25 protein-coding genes are annotated in these 23,475 nt (G+C 59.0%); 12 read left to right on the top strand and 13 right to left on the bottom strand.

What is annotated here, in order from left to right:
* The first annotated feature begins 37 nt into the window (after window positions 1-37).
* Together pta and BK659_RS06635 are read left to right on the top strand one after the other, a co-directional pair.
* Window positions 38-2,137 (top strand): phosphate acetyltransferase, encoded by a 2,100-nt coding sequence (gene pta / locus BK659_RS06640; RefSeq protein ID WP_123424294.1) that lies wholly within the window; start codon window positions 38-40, stop codon window positions 2,135-2,137.
* The gene (locus BK659_RS06635) at window positions 2,138-3,043 is read left to right on the top strand and encodes an acyltransferase (protein WP_123424293.1); all 906 of its coding nucleotides are present in this window, start codon (window positions 2,138-2,140) and stop codon (window positions 3,041-3,043) included.
* A 184-nt stretch (window positions 3,044-3,227) separates the two neighbouring features.
* Here the strand turns inward: BK659_RS06635 and cysN are convergent, their stop codons facing one another.
* The 3 genes from cysN to BK659_RS06620 form a co-directional block, all read right to left on the bottom strand.
* A complete protein-coding gene (gene cysN / locus BK659_RS06630) occupies window positions 3,228-5,126 on the bottom strand; it encodes a sulfate adenylyltransferase subunit CysN (RefSeq protein ID WP_123424292.1) in 1,899 nt (632 codons plus the stop codon).
* 9 nt (window positions 5,127-5,135) lie between these two features.
* Complete coding sequence (gene cysD, locus BK659_RS06625) at window positions 5,136-6,053, bottom strand: sulfate adenylyltransferase subunit CysD (protein WP_123424291.1); 918 nt, start codon at window positions 6,051-6,053, stop codon at window positions 5,136-5,138.
* Window positions 6,054-6,302: 249 nt separating this feature from the next.
* Window positions 6,303-7,061 carry a Nif3-like dinuclear metal center hexameric protein gene (locus BK659_RS06620; RefSeq protein ID WP_123424290.1) on the bottom strand — a complete coding sequence of 253 codons (759 nt, stop codon included), beginning with the start codon at window positions 7,059-7,061 and terminating at the stop codon, window positions 6,303-6,305.
* Between the two features lie 102 nt (window positions 7,062-7,163).
* Between BK659_RS06620 and algW the strand changes: the two genes are divergently transcribed.
* Window positions 7,164-8,318, top strand: a complete 1,155-nt coding sequence (gene algW, locus BK659_RS06615; protein WP_123424289.1) for a Do family serine endopeptidase AlgW — start codon at window positions 7,164-7,166, stop codon at window positions 8,316-8,318.
* A 122-nt stretch (window positions 8,319-8,440) separates the two neighbouring features.
* On the opposite strand, the gene hisC is transcribed toward algW, so the two are convergent.
* From hisC to BK659_RS06565, 10 genes are all read right to left on the bottom strand, one after another.
* Window positions 8,441-9,493 (bottom strand): histidinol-phosphate transaminase, encoded by a 1,053-nt coding sequence (hisC, locus tag BK659_RS06610; protein WP_123424349.1) that lies wholly within the window; start codon window positions 9,491-9,493, stop codon window positions 8,441-8,443.
* 2 nt (window positions 9,494-9,495) lie between these two features.
* Window positions 9,496-10,833, bottom strand: coding sequence for a histidinol dehydrogenase (gene hisD / locus BK659_RS06605; RefSeq protein WP_123424288.1), 1,338 nt, complete (start codon window positions 10,831-10,833; stop codon window positions 9,496-9,498).
* 124 nt (window positions 10,834-10,957) lie between these two features.
* Window positions 10,958-11,593, bottom strand: a complete 636-nt coding sequence (gene hisG, locus BK659_RS06600) for an ATP phosphoribosyltransferase (protein WP_071551796.1) — start codon at window positions 11,591-11,593, stop codon at window positions 10,958-10,960.
* A 128-nt stretch (window positions 11,594-11,721) separates the two neighbouring features.
* Entirely contained in the window at window positions 11,722-12,987 is a 1,266-nt protein-coding gene (murA, locus tag BK659_RS06595; RefSeq protein ID WP_123424287.1) for a UDP-N-acetylglucosamine 1-carboxyvinyltransferase, read from the bottom strand.
* 22 nt (window positions 12,988-13,009) lie between these two features.
* Entirely contained in the window at window positions 13,010-13,261 is a 252-nt protein-coding gene (locus BK659_RS06590) for a BolA family protein (RefSeq protein ID WP_019691904.1), read from the bottom strand.
* A 114-nt stretch (window positions 13,262-13,375) separates the two neighbouring features.
* Window positions 13,376-13,681 carry an STAS domain-containing protein gene (locus BK659_RS06585; RefSeq protein WP_123424286.1) on the bottom strand — a complete coding sequence of 102 codons (306 nt, stop codon included), beginning with the start codon at window positions 13,679-13,681 and terminating at the stop codon, window positions 13,376-13,378.
* Window positions 13,678-14,337 carry an MlaC/ttg2D family ABC transporter substrate-binding protein gene (locus BK659_RS06580; RefSeq protein WP_123424285.1) on the bottom strand — a complete coding sequence of 220 codons (660 nt, stop codon included), beginning with the start codon at window positions 14,335-14,337 and terminating at the stop codon, window positions 13,678-13,680. Before BK659_RS06580 ends, BK659_RS06585 begins: the two co-directional genes overlap by 4 nt.
* An 11-nt stretch (window positions 14,338-14,348) precedes the next feature.
* Complete coding sequence (mlaD, locus tag BK659_RS06575) at window positions 14,349-14,816, bottom strand: outer membrane lipid asymmetry maintenance protein MlaD (RefSeq protein WP_123424284.1); 468 nt, start codon at window positions 14,814-14,816, stop codon at window positions 14,349-14,351.
* Window positions 14,816-15,613, bottom strand: a complete 798-nt coding sequence (gene mlaE, locus BK659_RS06570; protein WP_123424283.1) for a lipid asymmetry maintenance ABC transporter permease subunit MlaE — start codon at window positions 15,611-15,613, stop codon at window positions 14,816-14,818. Before mlaE ends, mlaD begins: the two co-directional genes overlap by 1 nt.
* Window positions 15,613-16,422, bottom strand: coding sequence for an ATP-binding cassette domain-containing protein (locus BK659_RS06565; protein ID WP_071551801.1), 810 nt, complete (start codon window positions 16,420-16,422; stop codon window positions 15,613-15,615). Before BK659_RS06565 ends, mlaE begins: the two co-directional genes overlap by 1 nt.
* 276 nt (window positions 16,423-16,698) lie before the next feature.
* Between BK659_RS06565 and BK659_RS06560 the strand changes: the two genes are divergently transcribed.
* The 9 genes from BK659_RS06560 to rapZ all read left to right on the top strand — a co-directional run bounded on the left by BK659_RS06560 (window position 16,699) and on the right by rapZ (window position 23,466).
* Window positions 16,699-17,673 carry a KpsF/GutQ family sugar-phosphate isomerase gene (locus tag BK659_RS06560; RefSeq protein ID WP_123424282.1) on the top strand — a complete coding sequence of 325 codons (975 nt, stop codon included), beginning with the start codon at window positions 16,699-16,701 and terminating at the stop codon, window positions 17,671-17,673.
* Window positions 17,673-18,197 carry a KdsC family phosphatase gene (locus tag BK659_RS06555; protein WP_123424281.1) on the top strand — a complete coding sequence of 175 codons (525 nt, stop codon included), beginning with the start codon at window positions 17,673-17,675 and terminating at the stop codon, window positions 18,195-18,197. Before BK659_RS06560 ends, BK659_RS06555 begins: the two co-directional genes overlap by 1 nt.
* 7 nt (window positions 18,198-18,204) lie before the next feature.
* A complete protein-coding gene (gene lptC, locus BK659_RS06550; RefSeq protein WP_123424280.1) occupies window positions 18,205-18,777 on the top strand; it encodes an LPS export ABC transporter periplasmic protein LptC in 573 nt (190 codons plus the stop codon).
* Entirely contained in the window at window positions 18,764-19,309 is a 546-nt protein-coding gene (gene lptA / locus BK659_RS06545) for a lipopolysaccharide transport periplasmic protein LptA (protein ID WP_123424279.1), read from the top strand. The genes lptC and lptA overlap by 14 nt, the downstream gene beginning before the upstream one ends.
* Window positions 19,309-20,034, top strand: coding sequence for an LPS export ABC transporter ATP-binding protein (gene lptB, locus BK659_RS06540; protein WP_123424278.1), 726 nt, complete (start codon window positions 19,309-19,311; stop codon window positions 20,032-20,034). Before lptA ends, lptB begins: the two co-directional genes overlap by 1 nt.
* A 183-nt stretch (window positions 20,035-20,217) precedes the next feature.
* Window positions 20,218-21,711 (top strand): RNA polymerase factor sigma-54, encoded by a 1,494-nt coding sequence (locus tag BK659_RS06535; protein WP_123424277.1) that lies wholly within the window; start codon window positions 20,218-20,220, stop codon window positions 21,709-21,711.
* Between the two features lie 109 nt (window positions 21,712-21,820).
* The gene (hpf, locus tag BK659_RS06530) at window positions 21,821-22,129 is read left to right on the top strand and encodes a ribosome hibernation-promoting factor, HPF/YfiA family (protein ID WP_123424276.1); all 309 of its coding nucleotides are present in this window, start codon (window positions 21,821-21,823) and stop codon (window positions 22,127-22,129) included.
* A 12-nt stretch (window positions 22,130-22,141) separates the two neighbouring features.
* Window positions 22,142-22,606, top strand: a complete 465-nt coding sequence (ptsN, locus tag BK659_RS06525; protein WP_123424275.1) for a PTS IIA-like nitrogen regulatory protein PtsN — start codon at window positions 22,142-22,144, stop codon at window positions 22,604-22,606.
* A 2-nt stretch (window positions 22,607-22,608) separates the two neighbouring features.
* Window positions 22,609-23,466, top strand: coding sequence for an RNase adapter RapZ (rapZ, locus tag BK659_RS06520; RefSeq protein ID WP_123424274.1), 858 nt, complete (start codon window positions 22,609-22,611; stop codon window positions 23,464-23,466).
* Window positions 23,467-23,475: the final 9 nt, after the last annotated feature.

Below are 23,475 nucleotides of genomic sequence, written 5' to 3'. Positions count from 1 at the left end.
GGCCGTCGCCATTGCCATGCACCTCCAGAGAATCCGCATGCAAACTTTTTTTATCGCGCCCACCGATTTTGGTGTGGGTCTGACCTCCATCAGCCTCGGGCTGGTGCGTACCCTTGAACGAGCCGGACTGAAAGTCGGCTTCTTCAAACCGATTGCCCAGCCACACCCTGGCGACACCGGCCCTGAACGCTCCACCGAACTGGTGGCCCGCACCCACGGCCTGAAGCCGCCGCAACCACTGGGCCTGGCTCACGTCGAGCGGATGCTTGGTGACGGTCAACTGGATGAACTGCTCGAAGAAATCATCACCCTGTACCAGCAAGCCGCCATTGGCAAAGACGTGCTGATCGTCGAAGGCATGGTCCCGACCCGTAGCGCCAGCTACGCCGCACGGGTCAATCTGCACCTGGCGAAAAGCCTGGATGCCGAGGTGATTCTGGTCTCGGCACCAGAAAACGAAGTGCTCACCGAACTCTCCGGCCGGGTCGAGTTGCAAGCGCAATTGTTCGGCGGTCCGAAAGACCCGAAAGTGCTCGGCGTGATCCTCAACAAAGTCAAAACCGATGAAAGCATGGAGGCTTTCGCCGCCCGTTTGAAGGAACACTCGCCGTTGTTGCGCAGCGGTGACTTCCGGCTGCTCGGCTGCATTCCGTTCCAGCCAGAGCTGAACGCCCCGCGCACCCGCGACGTAGCAGACCTGATGGGCGCTCAGGTGCTCAATGCCGGCGACTACGAAACCCGGCGCATGAGCAAGATCATCATTTGCGCCCGAACCATGCGCAACACGGTCGAACTGCTCAAGCCCGGCGTGCTGGTGGTGACCCCCGGCGATCGCGACGACATCATCCTCGCCGTCAGCCTCGCGGCGATCAATGGCGTGCCGCTGGCCGGACTGCTGCTGACCAGCGGCACCCTGCCCGACCCACGGATCATGGACCTCTGCCGAGGTGCCTTGCAGGCCGGTCTGCCAATGTTGTCAGTGAGCACGGGCTCCTACGACACCGCCAACCTGTTGAACGGTTTGAACAAGGAAATCCCGATCGACGACCGCGAGCGCGCGGAAATCATCACCGACTTCGTCGCCAGCCACCTCGACGCCAACTGGCTGCACCAGCGCTGCGGCACGCCACGGGAAATGCGCCTGTCGCCGGCGGTGTTCCGCTATCAACTGATCCAGCGCGCCCAGGCTGCCAACAAACGCATCGTCCTGCCCGAAGGCAGCGAACCGTTGATCGTGCAGGCGGCAGCGATCTGCCAGGCGCGCGGCATTGCTCGTTGCGTGTTGCTGGCCAAACCCGAGGACGTGCAAGCAGTCGCGCGCGCACAGGGTATCGAACTGCCTGAGGGGCTGGAAATTCTCGACCCGGACCTGATCCGTCAGCGTTATGTCGAGCCGATGGTTGCGCTGCGCAAAACCAAAAGCCTCAACGCTCCAATGGCCGAGCAGCAGCTGGAAGACACCGTGGTGATCGGCACCATGATGCTCGCGCTGGATGAAGTCGACGGGCTGGTGTCGGGGGTCATTCACTCCACCGCCAATACCATTCGCCCGGCGCTGCAACTGATCAAGACCGCACCTGGCTGCACGCTGGTGTCGTCGGTGTTTTTCATGCTGTTCCCGGAGGAAGTGCTGGTCTACGGCGACTGCGTCATGAACCCGCACCCGAGCGCCAGCGAGCTGGCCGAGATCGCCCTTCAAAGCGCCGACTCTGCCGCAGCCTTCGGGATCACGCCACGGGTGGCGATGCTCAGCTATTCCAGCGGTGAATCGGCCAGCGGCGAAGAAGTCGAGAAAGTCCGCGAGGCCACCTTGCTCGCCCACGAAGCGCAAAACGCGCTGCTGATCGACGGGCCGTTGCAGTACGATGCCGCCGCCAACGAAGACGTGGCCCGGCAACTGGCACCGAACAGCCGGGTAGCCGGTCGAGCCACGGTGTTCATTTTCCCTGACCTGAACACCGGCAACACCACCCACAAAGCCGTGCAACGCAGCGCCGACTGCGTCAGCCTCGGACCGATGCTGCAAGGCCTGCGCAAACCGGTGAATGATTTGCCGCGCGGCGCTCAGGTCGACGACATCGTCTACACCATTGCCCTGACTGCGATTCAAGCCGCCAACCGACCTATGGATGTTTAAATGCTGGATTCTCTACCTGCACCCTTGCGAGGCGTGATCGCCTCGCTGTTGTTGGCGCTGAACACGATCGTCTGCTGCACACCGCTGTTTGTCGTGGCGATCTTCAAATTACTGCTGCCCTTCCCTATCGCACAGCGCTTCACCGACTGGCTGATGAGCCACATCCACGAAGCCTGGATCAGCAACAACAAGGCCTGGATGGATTTGCTCGGGCACACGCGCTGGAAGCTCAGCGGGCTCGAAGGCCTGGACTATCAGCATTCGTACCTGATCACCAGCAACCACCAGAGCTGGGTCGACATCATGGTGCTGCAATACGTGCTCAACCGGCGGATTCGCCCGCTGAAGTTCTTCCTCAAGCAAGAGCTGATCTGGGTGCCGGTAATCGGTCTGGCGTGGTGGGCGTTGGGCTTTCCATTCATGAAGCGCTACTCCAAGGCTTATCTGGAGAAGTATCCGGAGAAGAAAGGCAAAGACCTGGAAACCACTCGCAAGACCTGCGACAAGTTTCGCAATAACCCGGTGGGGATTTTCAACTTCGTCGAAGGCACGCGCTTCACCGAAGGCAAGCATGCGCAGCAGCAATCACCCTTGCGCTACCTGCTCAAGCCCAAGGCCGGTGGCATCGCGTTTGTGCTGGATGCCATGGGCGAGCAACTGGAATCCATCGTCAACGTGACCATTCACTACCCGGCCGGGCGCCCCGGTTATTGGGACCTGCTCTGTGGCAATGTGAAAGACGTGGTGGTGCACTTTCAGGAACTGAAGATCCCGCAGCAGTTCATCGGCAAGAACTACGACCAGGACGGCGTGTACCGCCTGGAGTTCCAGGGCTGGATCAACCAGTTGTGGCAGGACAAGGATGCGCTGCTTGCGCAGATGCATCGCGAATATCCCGCCAAGTAATGGGTGTCTGTGCCGACCCTATCGCGAGCAAGCTCGCTCCCACAGTTGATCGTTGGTGAACACAAAATTTGTATTCCATAAAGATCCCATGTGGGAGCGAGCTTGCTCGCGATGGCGTCCGACCAGACATGAAAAAGCCCGCAGATGATCACTCATCGGCGGGCTTTTTATTTGCGGCTAACGCTTAGATCGCGCCGCGTTTACGCAGCAGATCCAGCACTTGCTTGACGCTTTCTTCCAGCGACAGCGTCTGGGTGTCGACCACAAGGTCAGCGTCCAGCGGCACGTCATAGGGGAAGGAGTCGCCCGGGATGTTGTCACCAGCAGCGGCGTACAAACCTTGCGGATCACGCGCAGCGCAGACCAGCGGCGACGCCTGCACGTAAACGGTCAGCAAGCGGTCGCTGCCAATCAGTGCCTTGGCCTGCTCGCGGCCTTCGGCGTCCGGTGCGACAAACGCCGCCAGGGTCAGCAAACCGGCTTCGTTGAACTGACGTGCGACGTGAGCCGCACGACGCCAGTTCTCGGTACGCCCGGCGCGATCCTGCGGCAGACCTTTGTTCAGGTCGTGACGCAGGTTCTGACCATCGAGCACAAACACCGCACGGCCCATGTCGAACAGCTTGCGCTCGACCGCATAGGCCAGGGTGCTTTTGCCAGCGCCCGACAAGCCGCTGAACAGCACGGTAGCCGGTTGCTGCCCGAAGCGCTGAGCACGCTCTTCGGTGGCTACATGGGCCAATTTTCCATGGTGCGTGGAGTTGCCATGAGCCAAAGGCTGGGCGACGATCATGCCCGCGCCGACGGTGCCGTTGGTCAAGCGGTCGATGATGATGAACGAGCCAGTGGTGCGGTTGCTTTCATAACCATCGAGAGCAATCGGCGCGTCGAGGCTGATCCTGACCTTACCGATCTCGTTCAGCTGCAAGGCGCTGGCCGGGCCTTCTTCCAGGGTGTTCACGTCGACCTTGTTGACGATGCTGGCGATCGAGCCCGGCACATAACTGGTGGCGCGTTTGATGTCGTATTTCTTGCCCGGCAGCAGCGGCTCTTCAGCCATCCACACCAGCATCGCTTCGAAGCTGTCGGTGACCGGCGGCACGTTGTCGGCGTGAACCAACAGGTCGCCACGGGAGATGTCGATTTCGTCTTCCATGGTCAGCGTTACGGCCTGACCCGGGCCTGCGTGTTCCAGTTCACCGTCGAAGGTGACGATGGATTTCACGCGGCTGCTCTTGCCCGACGGCAGCACCACGACTTCGTCACCCTTCTTGACGATGCCGCTGGCCAGGGTGCCGGCGAAACCGCGGAAGTTCAGGTTCGGCCGGTTGACGTACTGCACCGGGAAACGCAGGTCGGTGAAGTTACGGTCGCCCGCCACTTCCACGGTTTCAAGGATTTCCATCAGCGACTGGCCGGTGTACCACGGCGAGCGCTCGGATTTGTTCACCACGTTGTCGCCCTTCAGCGCCGACATCGGCACGAAGTGCATGCTGGTAGGCTTCATCTTCAAGCCTTCAGCGAACTTCAGGTAGTCGGCCTTGATCGACTCGAACACGCCTTGATCGAAGTCCTTGAGGTCCATCTTGTTGATGGCGACAACGATGTGTTTGATGCCCAGCAACGAGGCAATGAAGCTGTGACGACGGGTCTGGGTCTGCACGCCATAACGGGCGTCGACCAGGATGATCGCCAGGTCACAGGTGGATGCACCGGTGGCCATGTTGCGGGTGTACTGCTCATGGCCAGGGGTGTCGGCAATGATGAATTTGCGCTTGGCGGTGGAGAAATAGCGGTACGCGACATCGATGGTGATGCCCTGTTCGCGCTCAGCTTGCAGGCCGTCGACCAGCAACGCCAGGTCGATGTCGTCACCGGTGGTGCCGACTTTTTTCGAGTCGCGGGTAATGGCTTCCAGATGGTCTTCGTAGATCATCTTGGAGTCGTGCAGCAGGCGCCCGATCAGGGTGCTCTTGCCGTCGTCGACGTTACCGCAGGTCAGAAAGCGCAGCAGCTCTTTACGTTCGTGCTGGCCCAGGTAGGCGAGGATGTCCTCGCTGATCAAATCAGATTGGTGCGACATGACAGCCCCTTAGAAATAACCTTGACGTTTTTTGTCTTCCATCGAGCCGGCGCCATCGTGATCGATGACTCGGCCCTGGCGCTCGGAAGTTCGCGTCAGGAGCATTTCCTGAATGATGTCCGTGAGGCTTTCGGCCTCGGACTCCACCGCGCCCGTCAACGGGTAGCAGCCAAGGGTACGGAAACGCACTTTCTTTTTGACGATGCGGGCTTTGTCTTCGTCGCTCAGGTGCTCGAGGATGCGCTCGTCGTCGATCATGATCAGCGTGCCGTTCTTCTCGATGACATCGCGCTCGGCGGCGAAGTACAACGGAACGATCGGGATGCCTTCAAGGTAGATGTACTGCCAGATGTCCAGCTCGGTCCAGTTCGACAGCGGGAATACGCGGATCGATTCGCCTTTGTTGACCTTGCCGTTGTAGACGTTCCACAGCTCGGGACGCTGGTTCTTCGGATCCCAGCGGTGCTTGCTGTCGCGGAACGAGTACACGCGCTCTTTGGCGCGGGATTTCTCTTCATCGCGGCGCGCACCACCGAAGGCAGCGTCGAAGCCGTACTTGTCCAAAGCCTGTTTCAGGCCTTCGGTCTTCATGATGTCGGTGTGCTTGGCACTGCCGTGGGTGAAGGGGTTGATCCCTTGCGCCACGCCTTCCGGGTTGACGTGGGTAATCAGGTCAAGGCCCAGCTCTGCGACCATCTTGTCGCGGAAGCTGTACATCTCCTTGAATTTCCACTGGGTGTCGACGTGCATCACCGGAAACGGCAGCTTGCCCGGGAAGAACGCCTTGCGTGCCAGATGCAGCATCACGGCGGAGTCTTTACCGATGGAGTACAGCATCACCGGGTTGTCGAACTCGGCGGCCACCTCGCGGATGATGTGGATGCTTTCCGCCTCCAGCTGTTTCAGATGCGTCAGTTTGTCGACCATGGCTACTCACGAAAGCTTTCTTATGAACGGCCAGCGGGCCGTGTTCGAGCGGCGAATGCTAGCACAGCGACCTCTTCTAATCAGGACGCCGACTAGATCGAAAGAGCATATGAATATGCCCCCGCGTTAGGGTGATGTACGCGGTCCTGTGGGAGCGAGCTTGCTCGCGAAAGCGGTGGTTCAGTCGACATTAATGTTGAATTCAAGTCAGTCATCGCGAGCAAGCTCGCTCCCACATTGATATCTGCGTCAAATCGGATTCGGGCAGTCGATGAAGATGTGTTCAAGGGCAAACCGCCGCGCCAGATAGTCCCCCAGCGCCTGCACGCCGTAGCGTTCGGTGGCGTGGTGACCGGCGGCGATGAAGCTGATGTCGTTTTCCCGAGCGCTGTGGAAGGTTTGCTCGGACGCTTCGCCGCTCAGGTACAAGTCAACGCCGGCCAGTACCGCCTGATCGATATAACCCTGGCCGCCGCCCGTGCACCAGCCGACGCGCCGGACCATCTCGCTGCCTTCGATCAGCAGCGGTTCACGGCCCATGACCTCTTGCACATGACGGGCAAAGTCGCGCGCGGTCATGGGTTCGGCGAGGGAGCCGACCAGCCCGACCACTTTTAGGTTTTCCGGGTCCAGCGGACCTTCGACGGTAATGTCCAGTTGACGGGCCAGTTGCACGTTATTGCCCACTTCCGGATGCAAATCCAGCGGCAAGTGGTAGGCCAGGAGGCTGATGTCGTGCTTGAGCAGGGTTTTGAGCCTACGCTGCTTCATACCGGTAATGCAGGGGTTCTCGCCCTTCCAGAAGTAGCCGTGGTGTACCAGTACCAGATCGGCCTTGGCTTCGACCGCTGCATCGAGCAATGCCTGGCTGGCCGTAACGCCGCTGACGATGCGCATGACCTGCGGCCGGCCTTCGACTTGCAGGCCGTTGGGGCAATAGTCGGCGATCCGCGAACTGGCAAGGTAACGGTCCGCTTCTTCTACCAGGGTGCTCAGGGCAACGGCCATAAAAGACTCCTAAATATCCCGTTCAGAGGCGCGCGCGGCCTCGTATAATGCGCGACATTATGGGCCGTAGACGGCTCTCCGTAACCTCCCAGGATTTGCTTAATGCTCAAGGGTCTGCGTTTCTTTGGCTGGCCGCTGCTGGCCGGCGTGCTTATCGCGTTGCTGATCATCCAGCGTTACCCTCAATGGGTCGGGCTGCCAAGCCTGGATGTAAACCTGCAACAAGCCCCACAAACCACTCAGACCCAACAGGGGCCGGTGTCTTACGCCGACGCCGTGCTCATCGCCGCACCGGCGGTGGTCAACCTCTACACCACCAAAGTGGTCAACAAAACCAGCCATCCGCTATTTGAAGACCCGCAATTCCGGCGATTCTTCGGCGACAACTCGCCCAAGCAGAAGCGCATGGAATCGAGCCTCGGTTCCGGGGTGATCATGAGTCCGGAAGGTTATTTGCTGACCAACAACCACGTGACCACTGGCGCCGACCAGATTGTTGTCGCGCTCAAGGATGGTCGTGAAACCCTGGCCCGCGTGATCGGCAGCGACCCGGAAACCGACCTCGCAGTGCTGAAAATCGATTTGAAGAACCTGCCGTCGATCACCGTCGGCCGCTCGGAAAGCATTCGCGTCGGCGATGTCGCGCTGGCCATCGGCAACCCGTTTGGTGTCGGTCAGACCGTGACCATGGGCATCATCAGCGCCACCGGGCGTAATCAACTGGGTCTGAACAACTACGAAGACTTCATCCAGACCGACGCCGCAATCAACCCGGGCAACTCCGGCGGTGCGCTGGTGGATGCCAACGGCAACCTCACCGGGATCAACACCGCGATTTTCTCCAAGTCCGGCGGTTCCCAAGGCATTGGTTTCGCGATCCCGATCAAGCTGGCGATGGAGGTGATGAAGTCGATCATCGAGCATGGTCAGGTGATTCGCGGCTGGCTCGGGATTGAAGTGCAGCCGTTAAGCCAGGAACTGGCGGAATCGTACGGCCTGTCAGGGCGTCCGGGGATTGTCGTGGCGGGGGTTTTCCGCGACGGCCCGGCACAAAAAGCCGGCCTGCAATTGGGCGATGTGATCCTCAGCATTGACGGCGAGCCGGCCGGCGATGGTCGCCGCTCGATGAACCAGGTGGCGCGGATCAAGCCGACCGACAAAGTCACTGTTCAGGTCATGCGCAATGGCAAGGAACTCAAGCTGACCGCAGAAATCGGTCTGCGCCCGCCACCAGCACCGGTCAAAGAAGAAGAGTAAGCGGGCAATACAAATCAATGTGGGAGCGAGCCTGCTCGCGATAGCGGTTTAACAGTCAACGAGGATGTTGAATGTTATGGCCTCATCGCGAGCAAGCTCGCGCCCACAGAATCAACAGCGGTTTAGAGATCACCGAGCCCGTCGATCAACGCCTGATTCTGCTCTGGCGTACCGATGGTGATGCGCAGGAACTGGGCAATCCGTTCCTGCTTGAAGTGCCGGACGATCACGCCTTGCTCGCGCAACTTCGCTGCCAGGCCTGCCGCTTCATGCTGCGGGTGACGAGCGAAGATAAAGTTCGCCGCCGATGGCAGCACTTCAAAACCCTTCTCCTGCAATTGCTCGACCACGCGCTCACGGCTGTCGATTACCAACTGACAGGTCTTGTCGAAGTACTCGCGATCTTCAAACGCTGCCGCTGCACCGACGATTGCCAGGCGATCCAGTGGATAGGAGTTGAAGCTGTTCTTGATCCGCTCCAGCGCCTCGATCAGGTCCGGATGTCCCACCGCCAGGCCCACGCGCAAACCGGCCAGCGAGCGCGACTTGGAGAGGGTCTGAGTTACCAGCAGGTTCGGGTAACGGTCGACCAGGCTGATCGCCGTTTCACCGCCGAAGTCGATATAGGCTTCGTCGACCACCACCACCGAATCAGGGCTGGCCTTGAGGATTTGTTCCACGGCATCGAGCGCCAACAGGCAACCGGTGGGTGCGTTCGGGTTGGGGAAAATGATCCCGCCATTCGGCTTGGCGTAGTCCGAGACGCGAATCTGGAACTGCTCGTCCAGCGGCACCGCGTCGAATGGAATGCCGTACAAGCCGCAATACACTGGATAAAAGCTGTAGCTGATGTCCGGGAACAGCAGCGGTTGACCGTGCTGGAACAGACCGTGAAAAACATGCGCCAGCACTTCATCGGAACCGTTGCCGAGGAACACCTGATTGCCCTGCACCCCGTAATACCTGGCCACCGCCTGCTTGAGCAAGTCGCTGTTAGGGTCCGGGTACAGACGCAGGTTGTCGTTCAGTTCGGTTTGCATCGCCGCCAGTGCTTTGGGCGATGGACCGTAAGGGTTTTCGTTGGTGTTGAGCTTGACCAGCTTCGCCAGTTTCGGCTGCTCACCCGGCACGTACGGCACCAGATCCTTGACGAATGGACTCCAGAATTTACTCATGTTCATTTCCCCTGCCCTTCAATAGAGAGCTCGTCAACGATGCGGTATTCGGCACTGCGGGCGTGAGCGGTCAACGACTCGCCACGGGCCAGCACGGAAGCGGTCTTGCCCAGTTCGGAGGCACCCTGCTCGGAGCAGAAGATGATCGACGAACGTTTCTGGAAGTCATATACCCCCAGCGGCGAGGAGAAGCGTGCGGTGCCGGAAGTCGGCAGCACGTGGTTGGGACCGGCGCAGTAATCGCCCAAAGCTTCAGAGGTGTGGCGGCCCATGAAGATCGCACCGGCGTGGCGGATCTGCGGCAGCCAGGCTTGCGGATCGGCCACCGACAGTTCCAGGTGTTCCGGCGCAATGCGGTTGGCCACGTCGATGGCCTGCTGCATGTCGCGCACCTGGATCAACGCACCGCGGCCATTGATCGAGGTTTCGATGATTTCGGCGCGTTCCATGGTCGGCAGCAGTTTGGCAATGCTCGCCGCCACTTTGTCGAGGAACTCGGCGTCGGGGCTGACCAGAATCGCCTGGGCGTCTTCGTCGTGCTCGGCTTGAGAGAACAGGTCCATGGCGATCCAGTCCGGATCGGTCTGGCCGTCGCACACCACGAGGATTTCCGATGGGCCGGCGATCATGTCGATACCGACCTGGCCGAACACGTGACGCTTGGCAGTCGCCACATAGATGTTGCCCGGGCCGACGACTTTGTCGACCTTCGGCACGCTTTCGGTGCCATAGGCCAGTGCGGCAACCGCTTGCGCGCCACCAATGGTGAACACCCGGTCGACGCCAGCGATGCACGCTGCCGCGAGCACAAGCTCGTTGACTTCACCGCGTGGCGTCGGCACCACCATGACCACTTCGGTCACACCGGCAACCTTGGCCGGAATCGCGTTCATCAACACCGAAGAAGGATAAGAAGCCTTGCCGCCCGGTACGTACAGACCGGCGCGATCCAGCGGCGTGACCTTCTGGCCGAGCACCGTGCCGTCGGCTTCGGTGTAGCTCCAGGAGTCCTGCTTTTGTTTTTCGTGGTAGCTGCGCACCCGGGTCGCGGCTTTTTCCAGGGCTTCGCGCTGAGGCACGGTGATCCGGGTGAGTGCCAGTTCCAGACGCTCGCGCGGCAGAATCAGCTCGGCCATCGACGCCACTTGCAGGCCGTCAAACTTCTGGGTGAATTCAACCAGCGCAGCGTCGCCGCGTTCGCGCACAGCCTTGATGATGTCCAGCACTCGCTGATTGACCGAGTCGTCAGACACACTTTCCCAGCTCAGCAGATGATCCAGATGATGCGCGAAATCCGGGTCAGCAGCGTTGAGTCGGCGAATTGCAGTCGGTGCGGTCATAGCGAGAGCCTCATAGAATTGGCGAAAACTCAGGTACCCGAAGCTACCATCGATCCGCTTGGGCACCTGAGAATTCTGGCTATGAGGCGGATAGACGGGCGCGACTTAACGTCGCGCAGGTGAATCAGCCGCGGTGTCGAGACTCCACTGCCTTGCGCAGGGTGTCGATCAACGCCTGGATACGGGCGTGCTGCATTTTCATCGAAGCTTTGTTGACGATCAGCCGGGAGCTGATGGCCGCAATGAAATCCTGTGGCTCCAGGCCGTTGGCCCGCAGCGTGTTACCGGTATCGACCACGTCGATGATCTTGTCCGCCAGACCGATCAGCGGTGCCAGCTCCATCGAGCCATAAAGCTTGATGATGTCGACCTGACGGCCCTGCTCGGCGTAGTAACGCTTGGCAACGTTGACGAACTTGGTGGCGATGCGCAGACGGCCCTTGGGCTCGACCGCACCGATTTTACCGGCGGTCATCAGCTTGCACTGGGCAATCTGCAAATCCAGTGGCTCGTACAGGCCCTGGCCGCCGTATTCCATCAGCACATCTTTACCGGCGACGCCCAGGTCCGCGGCACCGTGCTCGACGTAGGTCGGCACATCGGTGGCGCGCACGATCAGCAAGCGCACATCGGCCTGGGTCGTGGGGATGATCAGCTTGCGGCTCTTGTCCGGATTCTCGGTCGGCACGATGCCCGCTTCAGCCAGAAGCGGCAGGGTGTCGTCAAGGATGCGGCCCTTGGACAGTGCGATGGTCAACATGGGAAACGTCAGTCCTTATCAAGGTACTCATGCCCGGTCGCAAACGGCGCCGGACACACATCGAGCCTGAAACAGGCTCGACTTGGAACAAAACCAACGGGCGCGTCCCTGCGCCCATGCAGCAGAAACTAGCCCGGTACGCGGCGGATTTTCGCGCCGAGCATCTGCAGTTTCTCTTCGATGCACTCGTAACCACGGTCGATATGGTAGATGCGATCGATCAGCGTGTCGCCTTCGGCGATCAGCGCCGAAATCACCAGGCTGGCCGAAGCCCGCAGGTCGGTGGCCATGACTGGCGCGCCCTTGAGCTTTTCGATGCCGGTGACGATCGCGGTGTTGCCTTCGACCTGGATATGAGCGCCCATGCGGTGCAGCTCGTAGACATGCATGAAGCGGTTTTCGAAGATCGTCTCGATCACCGCGCCAGTGCCTTCGGCAATCGCGTTGAGGGAGATGAACTGCGCTTGCATGTCGGTCGGAAACGCCGGGTACGGAGCGGTACGCACGTTGACGGCTTTCGGCCGCTTGCCGTGCATGTTCAGCTCGATCCAGTCTTCGCCGGTAGTGATTTCGGCGCCAGCTTCCTTGAGTTTTTCCAGAACGGCTTCAAGGATGGTCGGATCGGTGTCCTTGACCTTCACGCGGCCGCCAGTCACGGCAGCAGCCACCAGGTAAGTACCGGTTTCGATACGGTCCGGCATGACTTTGTAAGTGGTCGTGTGCAGACGCTCGACGCCATCGATGGTGATGGTGTCGGTGCCGGCACCGGAAACCTTCGCGCCCATGGCGTTCAGGAAGTTCGCCAGGTCGACGACTTCAGGCTCGCGAGCGGCGTTTGCCAGAACGCTGCGGCCCTTGGCCAGAGCGGCCGCCATCATGATGTTCTCGGTACCGGTCACGCTGACGGTATCGAAGAAGAAGTGTGCACCGCGCAAGCCGCCTTCTGGCGCCTTGGCCTTGATGTAACCGCCTTCCACGTCAATGGTCGCACCCATGGCTTCAAGGCCACGGATGTGCAGGTCGACCGGACGCGAACCGATGGCGCAACCGCCAGGCAGTGCGACTTCAGCTTCACCGAAACGCGCGACCATCGGGCCCAGCACCAGAATCGACGCACGCATGGTTTTAACCAGTTCGTACGGCGCGATCAGGGTCTTGATGGTGCGCGGGTCGATTTCGACGCTGAGCTTCTCGTCGATCACCGGCTCGATGCCCATGCGACCGAACAGCTCGATCATGGTGGTGATGTCGTGCAGGTGCGGCAAGTTGGCGACCGTTACTGGGCCATCGCACAGCAGCGTTGCAGCCAAAATCGGCAGGGCAGAGTTCTTTGCCCCGGAAATGCGGATTTCGCCATCAAGACGAACGCCACCGGTAATAATCAATTTATCCATAAGAATCTCGACGCCCTTGGGCTCAGGTGCGCTCGGCCCAGGCCGCGCTGCTGAAAAATTTCATAGTGACCGCATGGATGCTGCCATCGGTGATCCATGGGTTCAAATGGGCATAGATCTGCTGCTGACGCTTGACCGGGCTCAATGCCGCCAGTTCATCGCTAATCACGTTCAGCTGAAAGTTGCAGCCTTCGCCCTCAACTTCTACCTGTACTGATAAAAGAGTCTCGGACAGCTTTCCCTCAAGAAAGCTCTTCACTTCGTTGGCCTGCATGCTCAACCTCAATCGGCGCCCTGTGCGCGCGGGTCGGACATCATACAAAAAAGCCCCGCGCCTGCGAACCCCGCATAGCAGGACTCTGACGGGGGGCTTCTTTATAGATGGTAGTTATGGGTGCGCCAACAGCTCGGTCAACTCGCTGACCTGAGCGATTTCACGCATGTCCTCAGGCAATGCACGGATGCTCAGCGCCTTGCCCGCCGCTTGCGCGTCACGCATGAAACACAGCAACAACGACAAACCGACGCTGCTGGACTTTTGCACACCCGAGCAATCAAGCACCAATGCTGGCGCGGTGCTCGACTTGATCAACGCCTGGCCCTGCTTGCGCAGATCCGGCCCGGTGCGGTAATCGAGTACGCCACTGAGCATCAGCTCACCGGCCTCGCCCATGCTGACAGCCGACTCACTCATTGGGCGGGCTTCTTCTGAGTCGTTTCAGCTTCGGTCTTTTCCTTGGCTTTGGCGACTTCACCGGCCCAACCATTGATGGTCGCGTCCAGGTTATTGCCATTGCGCTGCATTGCATCGCTGAACTGATCACGGAACAGCTTGCCGATGTTGATGCCGTTGATGATCACGTTACGCAGCTTCCACTCGCCATTGATCTTTTCCAGCGTATAAGACACAGGATAGATCGCGCCATTGCTGCCTTTGACCGTCATGCCAACGCTTGTACGGTCTCCCGACTCATCCTTGGCTGGATCGACGGTGATGCCTTGATTGTTGTACTCGAGCAAGGCATTGCCATAGAACTGGAACAGGCCCCTTTTGAAGTTATTTTCAAAGGTTTTCATTTGCTCAGGCGTGGCTTTGCGCGAGTACTTGACCGTCATGATGCTCTTGGAAATACCCTCGGCATCCACCACAGGCCCAACGATGTTGTTCAAGGAGTCGTAAAAGCCATTCGGATCCTGCTTGTACTTCGCTTTATTGGCCGAAAGATCGGCGAGCAACCGATTGGTGGTGTCCTGCACGATATCGTGCGCGGACTGCGCAGCCACGGCGTTACCCATGAATGGCAAGACCGCAAGTAGTACCAAAAGGCCACGTCGCAAGGTAGAGATCATGAACAAACTCCTTATTTAGCGTCTTTGCTAACGGTATTGAGCAGGAATTTACCGATCAGGTCTTCGAGCACCAGCGATGACTGCGTGTCATGGATAGTTCCACCATCCTTGAGCAGGGTCTCTTCCCCGCCCACGCTGATACCGATGTACTTCTCGCCCAACAAGCCTGCCGTGAGGATAGATGCAGTGGAGTCAGTCGGCAGATTATCTACCCGTTTTTCCAGCTGCAGCGTCACCCGACCGGTGAAACTGTCGCGATCCAGATCGATAGCCGTGACCTTGCCGATAGTCACACCGGCCATGGTCACTTTTGATCTGACCGTCAAACCGGCGATGTTGTCGAAATACGCATAAAGTTTATAGCTGTCGGTGCTCGAAACAGGGGACAGACCACTGACCCGCAGGGCAAGCAACACTAAAGCCAGGATGCCAGCCAGCAAGAAAAGGCCGACACCGATTTCCAGGGTGCGGTTTTGCATCAGAAATCTCCAAACATCAAGGCAGTCAAAATAAAGTCCAGGCCGAGAATGGCCAATGAGGCATACACCACGGTCTTGGTGGTGGCACGACTGATCCCTTCTGAAGTGGGCTCGCAGTCATAGCCTTGGAATACGGCGATCCAGGTCACGACAAAGGCAAAGACGATGCTTTTAATGATGCCATTGAACACGTCTCCATCGAACGTCACGCTGTTTTGCATGTTCGACCAGTAGGAACCTTCATACACACCCAGCCAGTCGACGGCCACCCAGGAACCGCCCCAGATCCCGACCACGCTGAAAATCATCGCCAGCAGCGGCAGGGAAATGAAGCCGGCCCACAGACGGGGGGCAATGATGTACTTGAGCGGGTCGACGCCAATCATTTCCAGACTGGACAACTGCTCGGTGGATTTCATGTTGCCAATTTCAGCGGTCAACGCAGAACCGGCACGCCCGGCAAACAGCAACGCGGTCACCACCGGCCCCAGTTCACGCAACAGCGTCAGCGCAACCATCTGCCCGACCGCCTGCTCCGAACCATAACTGGACAAAATGTTGAAGCCTTGCAGCGCCAGCACCATCCCGATGAATATCCCGGAGACCACGATGATCACCAGGGACATTACGCCGACCGAATGCAGTTGCTTGACCAGCAAGCCAAATGCGCCAGTGATGCCACCACGTCCCAGCAAGGCGTGAAACAGGAACAGCGATGAACGACCGAGCACCGCGACGCTGTCGATGGCGGCCTGGCCGAATCGACGAACTCTCTCTATTAGTGAAATCTTGCGCATCAGCGCTTCCCCAGAAGATCTGCGCGGTAATCCGTCGCTGGAAAGTGGAACGGTACCGGCCCGTCTGGATCACCCTTCATGAATTGGTGAATCCGCGGATTATCGGAGTTCATCAGCTCATCGGGAGTCCCCTGCCCCAACACCTGCCCATCGCCTACGACATACAGGTAATCGGCAATGCTCGCGGTTTCGGCCAGATCATGGGACACCACGATGCTGGTGATGCCCAAGGCGTCGTTGAGCAGACGGATCAAGCGCACCAGAACGCCCATGGCGATCGGGTCCTGACCGACAAAAGGCTCGTCGTACATCAGAATCTGCGGATCGAGGGCAATCGCCCTTGCCAGCGCGACACGACGCTTCATGCCGCCGGACAACTCATCGGGCATCAGGTCGATGGCACCGCGCAACCCTACCGCCTGCAACTTGAGCAAGACGATGTCACGGATCATTTCATCCGGAAGCTGAGTGTGAACACGCAGCGGAAAAGCGATGTTTTCGAAAACATCGAGGTCCGTGAACAGTGCACCGCTCTGAAACAGCACGCCCATATGCTTGCGCGCATCAAACAGATCGCTGCGCGACAGCGTGGGCAAATTTTGCCCGTTGACCCACACTTCGCCACTTGAAGGGCGCAACTGCGCGCCCATCAGGCGCAACAGTGTGGTTTTTCCGCAACCGGAAGGTCCCATGATACCGGTGACCTTACCGCGCGGAATGCGAATATCGACGTTATTGAAAATGCTGCGCGCGCCGCGCTTGAAGGACACTCCCTTCAGCTCGACCGCGTAGGCGTTATCGGCACTCATCTAAACTCCTTGCGATGCAAGCCTCTCACTCGGACGCCGCGCTCCCTGCCGAGAGCACATACATCCTGGGCAGGCCGAACTGGCGACGAACTATATCACTGCTAGTACAAAGCGCCCAAGGCCGAAGCCTGCGGTGTTCAGCATCAAGACAGGCAAAAAGCCGCAAGTTTCATCGTTTAGGGGAGCAGCCTGAACAAAGCACGACGAACTAACGTGAGGGATTTGCTCATTACCGCTATAATCGCCGCCTTTTCATCAGGCTATACGATTTCTGACATGAGCCAATCCAGCGACCTGATTCAATCTGCACAACGCACCATCCGCCTCGAGCTTGAAGCCGTAGAAGGCTTGCTGGCCCATATCGACGCGGATTTCGTACGCGCTTGCGAGATGATTCTGGCCAGCAAAGGCCGCGTGGTTGTGGTCGGCATGGGCAAGTCCGGGCACATCGGCAACAAGATTGCAGCGACCCTTGCCAGCACCGGCACCACGGCTTTCTTCGTGCACCCGGCCGAAGCCAGTCACGGCGATATGGGCATGATCACCCGCGACGACATCATCCTCGCGCTGTCGAACTCCGGCTCCACCAACGAAATCGTCACGCTGCTGCCACTGATCAAGCGTCTGGGCATCAAACTGATCAGCCTGACCGGCAACCCTGATTCGCCATTGGCCAAGGCTGCCGAGGTGAACCTCAATGTTCATGTCGAACACGAGGCGTGCCCGTTGAATCTGGCGCCGACCTCCTCCACCACGGCGGCGCTGGTGATGGGTGACGCACTGGCCGTTGCCTTGCTGGAAGCCCGCGGCTTTACCGCCGAAGATTTCGCGTTTTCACACCCTGGCGGTGCCCTGGGTCGCCGCTTGTTGCTGAAGGTCGAAAACGTCATGCACGCGGGCCAGGAGCTGCCGCAAGTCGTGCGCGGCACGCTGCTCAAAGACGCGTTGATGGAAATGACCCGCAAAGGTCTGGGCATGACCGTAGTACTGGAAGCAGACGGTAAACTCGCCGGCATTTTCACGGACGGCGACCTGCGCCGCACGCTGGACCGGACCATCGACATCCATCAAGCCACCATCGATGACGTCATGACCCCTCATGGCAAGACCGCGCGTGCCGAGATGCTCGCCGCCGAGGCCCTGAAAATCATGGAAGACCACAAGATCAACGCACTGGTCGTGGTCGATAGCGAGGACCGTCCGGTGGGCGCCTTGAACATGCACGATTTGCTGCGTGCGGGAGTAATGTAATGAGCACGGACCTGCTGCAACGCGGCAAAAACATCAAACTCGCGGTTTTCGACGTCGACGGCGTGCTGACTGACGGTCGCCTGTACTTCCTCGAGGACGGCAGCGAATTCAAGACGTTCAACACCCTCGACGGCCAGGGCATCAAGATGCTGATGGCCTCCGGCGTGACAACTGCCATTATCAGCGGACGCAAGACCCCAGTGGTCGAGCGACGGGCCAAAAACCTCGGTATTCCTCACCTGTATCAGGGTCGCGAGGACAAACTGGTGGTACTCGACGAGCTTCTGGCGCAACTGGGCCTAAGCTATGAGCAGGTTGCCTACCTGGGCGATGACCTGCCGGACTTGCCGGTCATTCGCCGCGTGGGCCTGGGCATGGCAGTGGCCAACGCCGCCAGCTTCGTCCGCGAACACGCTCACGGCGTCACTCAGGCCCGTGGCGGCGAAGGAGCTGCTCGCGAGTTCTGTGAACTGATCCTGCGTGCCCAGGGCAACCTTGAAGCGGCTAACGCCGCGTACCTGTGAGCCACCTATGCTGAGCAAAAAGATTCGCAACATACTGTTTTTCGGGGTCATAGCCGCACTACTTGCGGCCGTTGGCTACTGGAACATCAGCCCGGAACGCTTCCTCGAGAAGCCGGTAGCGCACGTCGACGAGAGCCAGATCGACTATTACGCGATCAACGCCCACAGCGTGCAGTACCTGCCCGATGGCAAATTGCAGTACGACATGACGTCCGACAAGGTCGAACACATCAAAGCCACCGATATAACCCTGCTGACCAACCCCGACCTGAACATGTATCGGGGCACCGCCTTCCCCTGGCACGTCCAGAGCGAGCGTGGCGAAGTCAATTCGGGCGGCACTGAAGTCGAGTTGATCGATTCGGTTCGTATCGCACGCACCGATGAGCAGAATCGTCCGATGCTTATTACCAGTAGTCGTATGACTGTATTCCCGCAACAGCAATATGCGCAGACCGAGCAAGCCGTTAGAATCGACGGCGCTGGTGGTGTATCGACTGGTAACGGAATGAAAGCGTATTTGAAAGACAGCAGGATACACCTGCTATCGAACGTAAGAGGACAGTATGAGGCTCGTTAAAACTCTCCCTATTTTGCTCAGTCTGGGCGCAGCACTGGGAAGCGTGAGCGCCTGGGCTCTGCCGAACGATAGCCAGCAACCCATTCGCATTCAGGCTGACGACGCTCAGCTGGACGACAAGAATGGCGTGGCCACCTACAAGGGTGACGTGATCATTACCCAGGGCTCGATGATCATCAAAGGCAACACCGTGACCATCACCCGCACCAAAGCCGGCGATATCGATGTCGTGACCTCGGTGGGCAACCTGGCGTATTTCGAGCAGTTGCAGAAGGTTGGCGATCCACAGCCGGTCAAGGGCTATGGGGTGACCATCCAGTACCATGCCGCGCAAAACCGCATCGTACTGATTGACCGCGCCAAAGTGATCAACGAAGGCAATACCACCGAAGGCGAGAAAATCGTCTATGACACCGTCAAGCAGGTTGCTAACGCAGGCCGTGCCACCGGTGCCTCGGTTACCGCGCCGCGCCCACGGGTCGATATGGTTATCCAGCCGAAAAAGAAAACCGACGAGCAGAAGGCCCAGTAATGGCAACTCTGAAAGCTCAGCATCTGGCCAAGAGCTACAAGAGCCGCCAGGTCGTGCGTGACGTCAGCCTGTCGATCGACAGCGGCCAGATCGTCGGCCTGCTTGGCCCGAACGGCGCCGGCAAGACCACCTGCTTCTACATGATCGTAGGCCTGGTCCAGGCCGATCAGGGGCGCGTACTGATCGACGACCTGGACGTCAGCCACCAGCCAATGCACGGTCGTGCACAAGCGGGTATCGGCTATCTGCCGCAAGAAGCGTCGATCTTCCGCAAACTCTCGGTCGCCGACAACATCATGGCCATCCTCGAGACCCGCAAGGAACTCGACAAGGCCGGTCGTCGCAAGGAGCTGGAAAGCCTGCTGCAGGAATTCCACATCAACCATATCCGCGACAACCTCGGCATGAGCCTTTCCGGTGGCGAACGTCGCCGCGTGGAAATCGCTCGCGCCCTGGCCACGGCACCGAAATTCATCCTGCTCGACGAACCCTTCGCCGGCGTGGACCCGATTTCGGTGGGTGACATCAAGCAGATCATTCATCACCTCAAGGCCAAGGGCATTGGCGTGCTGATCACGGACCACAACGTCCGCGAAACCCTGGACATCTGCGAAACCGCTTACATCGTCAACGACGGCCAACTGATCGCCGAAGGCGACGCCGAAACCATCCTGGCCAACGACCTGGTCAAGGAAGTGTACCTGGGCCATGAGTTCCGCCTGTAAGCACTGAGGTGTCTGGTCAGTCGCCGGAGCGCTTGTCCCAATAAAAATCTATACGTATTTATTGTTACAGCGCTCTAGGCAAACACTTCAGTTTCAGGCATATAATTTGCTTATGTTTGGCGCTCCGGCGCCCTGTAGTGGATGGCGCATGTGCGCCGGCGAATAAGGTGTTAAGCCCCTGCCATGAAACCATCGCTAGTCTTGAGAATGGGCCAGCAGCTGACGATGACACCGCAGCTGCAACAGGCCATCCGCCTGCTCCAATTGTCGACCCTGGACCTGCAACAGGAAATCCAGGAGGCATTGGAGTCCAATCCAATGCTCGAACGCCAGGAAGAAGGCGACGACTTCGATAACGCCGACCCGATGGCGGACAACATCGAGCAGAAACCCAACACCGACATTCAGGAACCCTCCTACCAGGAAACCGCCCCCACGGTGGATAACCTCGAGGAAGGCGACTGGAACGAGCGTATCCCTAACGAACTGCCAGTCGACACCGCCTGGGAAGACGTTTACCAGACCAGCGCCAGCAGCCTGCCGAGCAACGATGACGACGAATGGGACTTCACCACTCGCACCTCCGCCGGCGAGAGCCTGCAGAGCCATCTGCTCTGGCAATTGAACCTGGCGCCGATGTCCGACACCGATCGACTGATCGCGGTGACCCTGATCGACTGCATCAACAATCAGGGCTACCTGGACGAAACTCTCGAGGAAATCCTCGAAGCCTTCGATCCGGAACTGGACATCGAGCTGGACGAGATCGAAGCCGTCCTGCATCGCATCCAGCAATTCGAGCCGGCCGGCATCGGCGCACGCAACCTCGGCGAATGCCTGTTGCTGCAACTGCGCCAACTGCCCGCCAAGACCCCTTGGCTGGCCGAGGCCAAGCGCCTCGTCATCGACTACATCGACCTGCTGGGCAGCCGCGACTACAGCCAGCTGATGCGCCGCATGAAGCTCAAGGAAGATGAACTGCGCCAGGTCATCGAGCTGGTACAAAGCCTCAACCCGCGTCCGGGCTCGCAAATCGAGTCCAGCGAAGCCGAATACGTGGTTCCCGACGTCATCGTGCGCAAAGATAACGAGCGCTGGCTGGTGGAACTGAACCAGGAGTCGGTTCCGCGTCTGCGCGTCAACCCGCAATACGCCGGTTTCGTCCGTCGCGCCGACACCAGCGCCGACAACACCTTCATGCGCAATCAGTTGCAGGAAGCACGCTGGTTCATCAAGAGCCTGCAAAGCCGCAACGAAACCCTGATGAAAGTCGCTACTCAGATCGTCGAGCACCAGCGCGGCTTCCTTGAGTACGGCGATGAGGCAATGAAGCCGTTGGTCCTGCATGACATCGCCGAAGCAGTCGGCATGCACGAGTCGACGATTTCACGGGTGACCACGCAAAAATTCATGCATACCCCACGCGGTATTTATGAACTTAAATACTTTTTCTCCAGCCACGTCAGCACCTCTGAAGGCGGTGAATGCTCGTCCACAGCGATCCGCGCGATCATCAAAAAACTGGTTGCCGCGGAAAATCAGAAAAAGCCGTTGAGTGACAGCAAGATCGCTGGTTTACTGGAGGCACAAGGCATTCAGGTGGCCCGCCGCACCGTCGCCAAGTACCGCGAATCCCTGGGGATCGCGCCTTCGAGCGAACGCAAGCGGTTGATGTGACGGGCTACGCCATAGCGTTCCAGGGTGTGTTCGAAAGCTTTTCGGACACGCTCTAGTGGCAGGCAAACCAGCCTGCCGCCTTATGCACTGGCAACGAAGGAGAAGCTGTATGCAAGTCAACATCAGTGGACACCAACTGGAAGTGACCGAACCCCTGCGCATCTACATCGGCGAAAAACTCGAACGATTAGAACGGCATTTCGACAAGATCACCAATGTGCAGGTCACGTTGACCGTCGAGAAGCTGCTGCAGAAAATCGAAGCCACACTGCATATCCCCGGTGGAGAAGTGGTCGCCAACGCTGAGCATAACGACATGTATGCCGCGATCGACGCCCTGACCGACAAACTGGATCGCCAACTCAAAAAGCATAAGGAAAAGACCCAGGGCCAGCTCCAAGGCGCAACCGGTCGTTAATACTCCCAACCCATGATCCGACTTGAAAACATCCTGACCCCCGGCCGTTCTTTGGTGAACGTGCCGGGCGGCAGTAAAAAACGCGCCCTTGAACAAATTGCCAACCTGATCGCCCGCGAAGTGCCGGATCTGGAGATGCAAGATGTCTTCGAGAGTCTGATTGCCCGTGAAAAACTCGGTTCGACCGGTTTTGGCAACGGCATCGCCATCCCCCACTGCCGCCTCAAAGGTTGCGAGTCGCCCATCAGTGCCTTGATGCACTTGGACGCCCCTATAGATTTCGACGCCATCGACGGTGCTCCGGTCGACCTGCTGTTCGTTTTGCTGGTCCCGCAAGCCGCTACCGATGCGCACCTGGAACTGCTCCGCCAGATCGCCAGCATGCTTGATCGTAAAGAAGTCCGCGATCGTCTACGCAGCGCCACCAGCAATGAAGCCTTGTATCAGGTTGTCCTCGACGAGCAGAACGGTCACTAACCATGCGCTTGATCATCGTCAGCGGCCGCTCTGGCTCAGGTAAAAGCACCGCCCTCGATGTACTGGAGGACAACGGCTACTACTGCATCGACAATCTGCCGGCCGGCCTGTTGCCGGAGTTGGCCGAGCGCGCATTGATTCACACCGAACTGGCGCAGCCCCTGGTCGCTGTTTCCATCGATGCGCGCAATCTGCCGAGCCATCTGTCACGCTTCCCGGAGCTGTTGGAAGAAGTCCGCAGCCGGCACATCCAATGCGACGTGCTGTATCTGGATGCCGACGAAGAAACCCTGCTCAAGCGATTCTCGGAAACCCGTCGCCGCCACCCGCTGAGTAACGCCAACCGCTCGCTGGCCGAAGCCATCGAAGACGAGACCAATCTGCTCGGGCCGATTGCCGACCTGGCCGACCTCAAGGTCAACACCACCAATCTGAACCTGTATCAGTTGCGCGATACCATCAAGTTGCGCCTCCTGAACCAGCCAGAGCCGGGCACTGCGTTTCTGGTGGAGTCCTTCGGCTTCAAGCGGGGGATGCCGGTCGATGCCGACCTGGTGTTCGACGTACGTTGCCTGCCGAACCCGTACTGGAAACCAGAGCTACGTACGCAGTCCGGGCTGGACCAGCCAGTGGCGGAGTATCTGGCCGCTCAGCCGGATGTCGAAGAGATGTTCCAGGACATCTCCACTTATCTGCTCAAATGGCTGCCGCGCTTTGCCGCCAGCAACCGCGCTTACGTCACAATCGCCATTGGCTGCACCGGCGGGCATCACCGCTCCGTCTACCTGACCGAACGTCTGGGTCAGGTCCTGCAACAATCCCTGAAGAACGTCCAGGTTCGCCACCGCGACCTTAGCTAAAGGATTCAC

It is taken from the genome of Pseudomonas brassicacearum, assembly GCF_003732225.1.
Taxonomy (GTDB): Bacteria; Pseudomonadota; Gammaproteobacteria; order Pseudomonadales; family Pseudomonadaceae; genus Aquipseudomonas; species Aquipseudomonas brassicacearum_E.
This window is presented reverse-complemented; position numbering and strand designations above follow the sequence as displayed.

Excerpts from the sequence above, each read along its gene's own strand:
- BK659_RS06535 (WP_123424277.1), top strand. The coding sequence starts at position 20,218 with ATGAAACCATCGCTAGTCTTGAGAATGGGCCAGCAGCTGACGATGACA.
- ptsN (WP_123424275.1), top strand. The coding sequence starts at position 22,142 with ATGATCCGACTTGAAAACATCCTGACCCCCGGCCGTTCTTTGGTGAAC.
- cysD (WP_123424291.1), bottom strand. The coding sequence starts at position 6,053 with ATGGTCGACAAACTGACGCATCTGAAACAGCTGGAGGCGGAAAGCATC.
- lptA (WP_123424279.1), top strand. The coding sequence starts at position 18,764 with ATGAGGCTCGTTAAAACTCTCCCTATTTTGCTCAGTCTGGGCGCAGCA.
- algW (WP_123424289.1), top strand. The coding sequence starts at position 7,164 with ATGCTCAAGGGTCTGCGTTTCTTTGGCTGGCCGCTGCTGGCCGGCGTG.
- cysN (WP_123424292.1), bottom strand. The coding sequence starts at position 5,126 with ATGTCGCACCAATCTGATTTGATCAGCGAGGACATCCTCGCCTACCTG.
- lptC (WP_123424280.1), top strand. The coding sequence starts at position 18,205 with ATGCTGAGCAAAAAGATTCGCAACATACTGTTTTTCGGGGTCATAGCC.
- pta (WP_123424294.1), top strand. The coding sequence starts at position 38 with ATGCAAACTTTTTTTATCGCGCCCACCGATTTTGGTGTGGGTCTGACC.
- mlaD (WP_123424284.1), bottom strand. The coding sequence starts at position 14,816 with ATGCAAAACCGCACCCTGGAAATCGGTGTCGGCCTTTTCTTGCTGGCT.
- hisG (WP_071551796.1), bottom strand. The coding sequence starts at position 11,593 with ATGTTGACCATCGCACTGTCCAAGGGCCGCATCCTTGACGACACCCTG.
- BK659_RS06565 (WP_071551801.1), bottom strand. The coding sequence starts at position 16,422 with ATGAGTGCCGATAACGCCTACGCGGTCGAGCTGAAGGGAGTGTCCTTC.
- hpf (WP_123424276.1), top strand. The coding sequence starts at position 21,821 with ATGCAAGTCAACATCAGTGGACACCAACTGGAAGTGACCGAACCCCTG.
- BK659_RS06560 (WP_123424282.1), top strand. The coding sequence starts at position 16,699 with ATGAGCCAATCCAGCGACCTGATTCAATCTGCACAACGCACCATCCGC.
- BK659_RS06585 (WP_123424286.1), bottom strand. The coding sequence starts at position 13,681 with ATGAGTGAGTCGGCTGTCAGCATGGGCGAGGCCGGTGAGCTGATGCTC.
- BK659_RS06635 (WP_123424293.1), top strand. The coding sequence starts at position 2,138 with ATGCTGGATTCTCTACCTGCACCCTTGCGAGGCGTGATCGCCTCGCTG.
- mlaE (WP_123424283.1), bottom strand. The coding sequence starts at position 15,613 with ATGCGCAAGATTTCACTAATAGAGAGAGTTCGTCGATTCGGCCAGGCC.
- BK659_RS06590 (WP_019691904.1), bottom strand. The coding sequence starts at position 13,261 with ATGCAGGCCAACGAAGTGAAGAGCTTTCTTGAGGGAAAGCTGTCCGAG.
- lptB (WP_123424278.1), top strand. The coding sequence starts at position 19,309 with ATGGCAACTCTGAAAGCTCAGCATCTGGCCAAGAGCTACAAGAGCCGC.
- murA (WP_123424287.1), bottom strand. The coding sequence starts at position 12,987 with ATGGATAAATTGATTATTACCGGTGGCGTTCGTCTTGATGGCGAAATC.
- BK659_RS06555 (WP_123424281.1), top strand. The coding sequence starts at position 17,673 with ATGAGCACGGACCTGCTGCAACGCGGCAAAAACATCAAACTCGCGGTT.
- hisC (WP_123424349.1), bottom strand. The coding sequence starts at position 9,493 with ATGAGTAAATTCTGGAGTCCATTCGTCAAGGATCTGGTGCCGTACGTG.
- BK659_RS06580 (WP_123424285.1), bottom strand. The coding sequence starts at position 14,337 with ATGATCTCTACCTTGCGACGTGGCCTTTTGGTACTACTTGCGGTCTTG.
- rapZ (WP_123424274.1), top strand. The coding sequence starts at position 22,609 with ATGCGCTTGATCATCGTCAGCGGCCGCTCTGGCTCAGGTAAAAGCACC.
- hisD (WP_123424288.1), bottom strand. The coding sequence starts at position 10,833 with ATGACCGCACCGACTGCAATTCGCCGACTCAACGCTGCTGACCCGGAT.
- BK659_RS06620 (WP_123424290.1), bottom strand. The coding sequence starts at position 7,061 with ATGGCCGTTGCCCTGAGCACCCTGGTAGAAGAAGCGGACCGTTACCTT.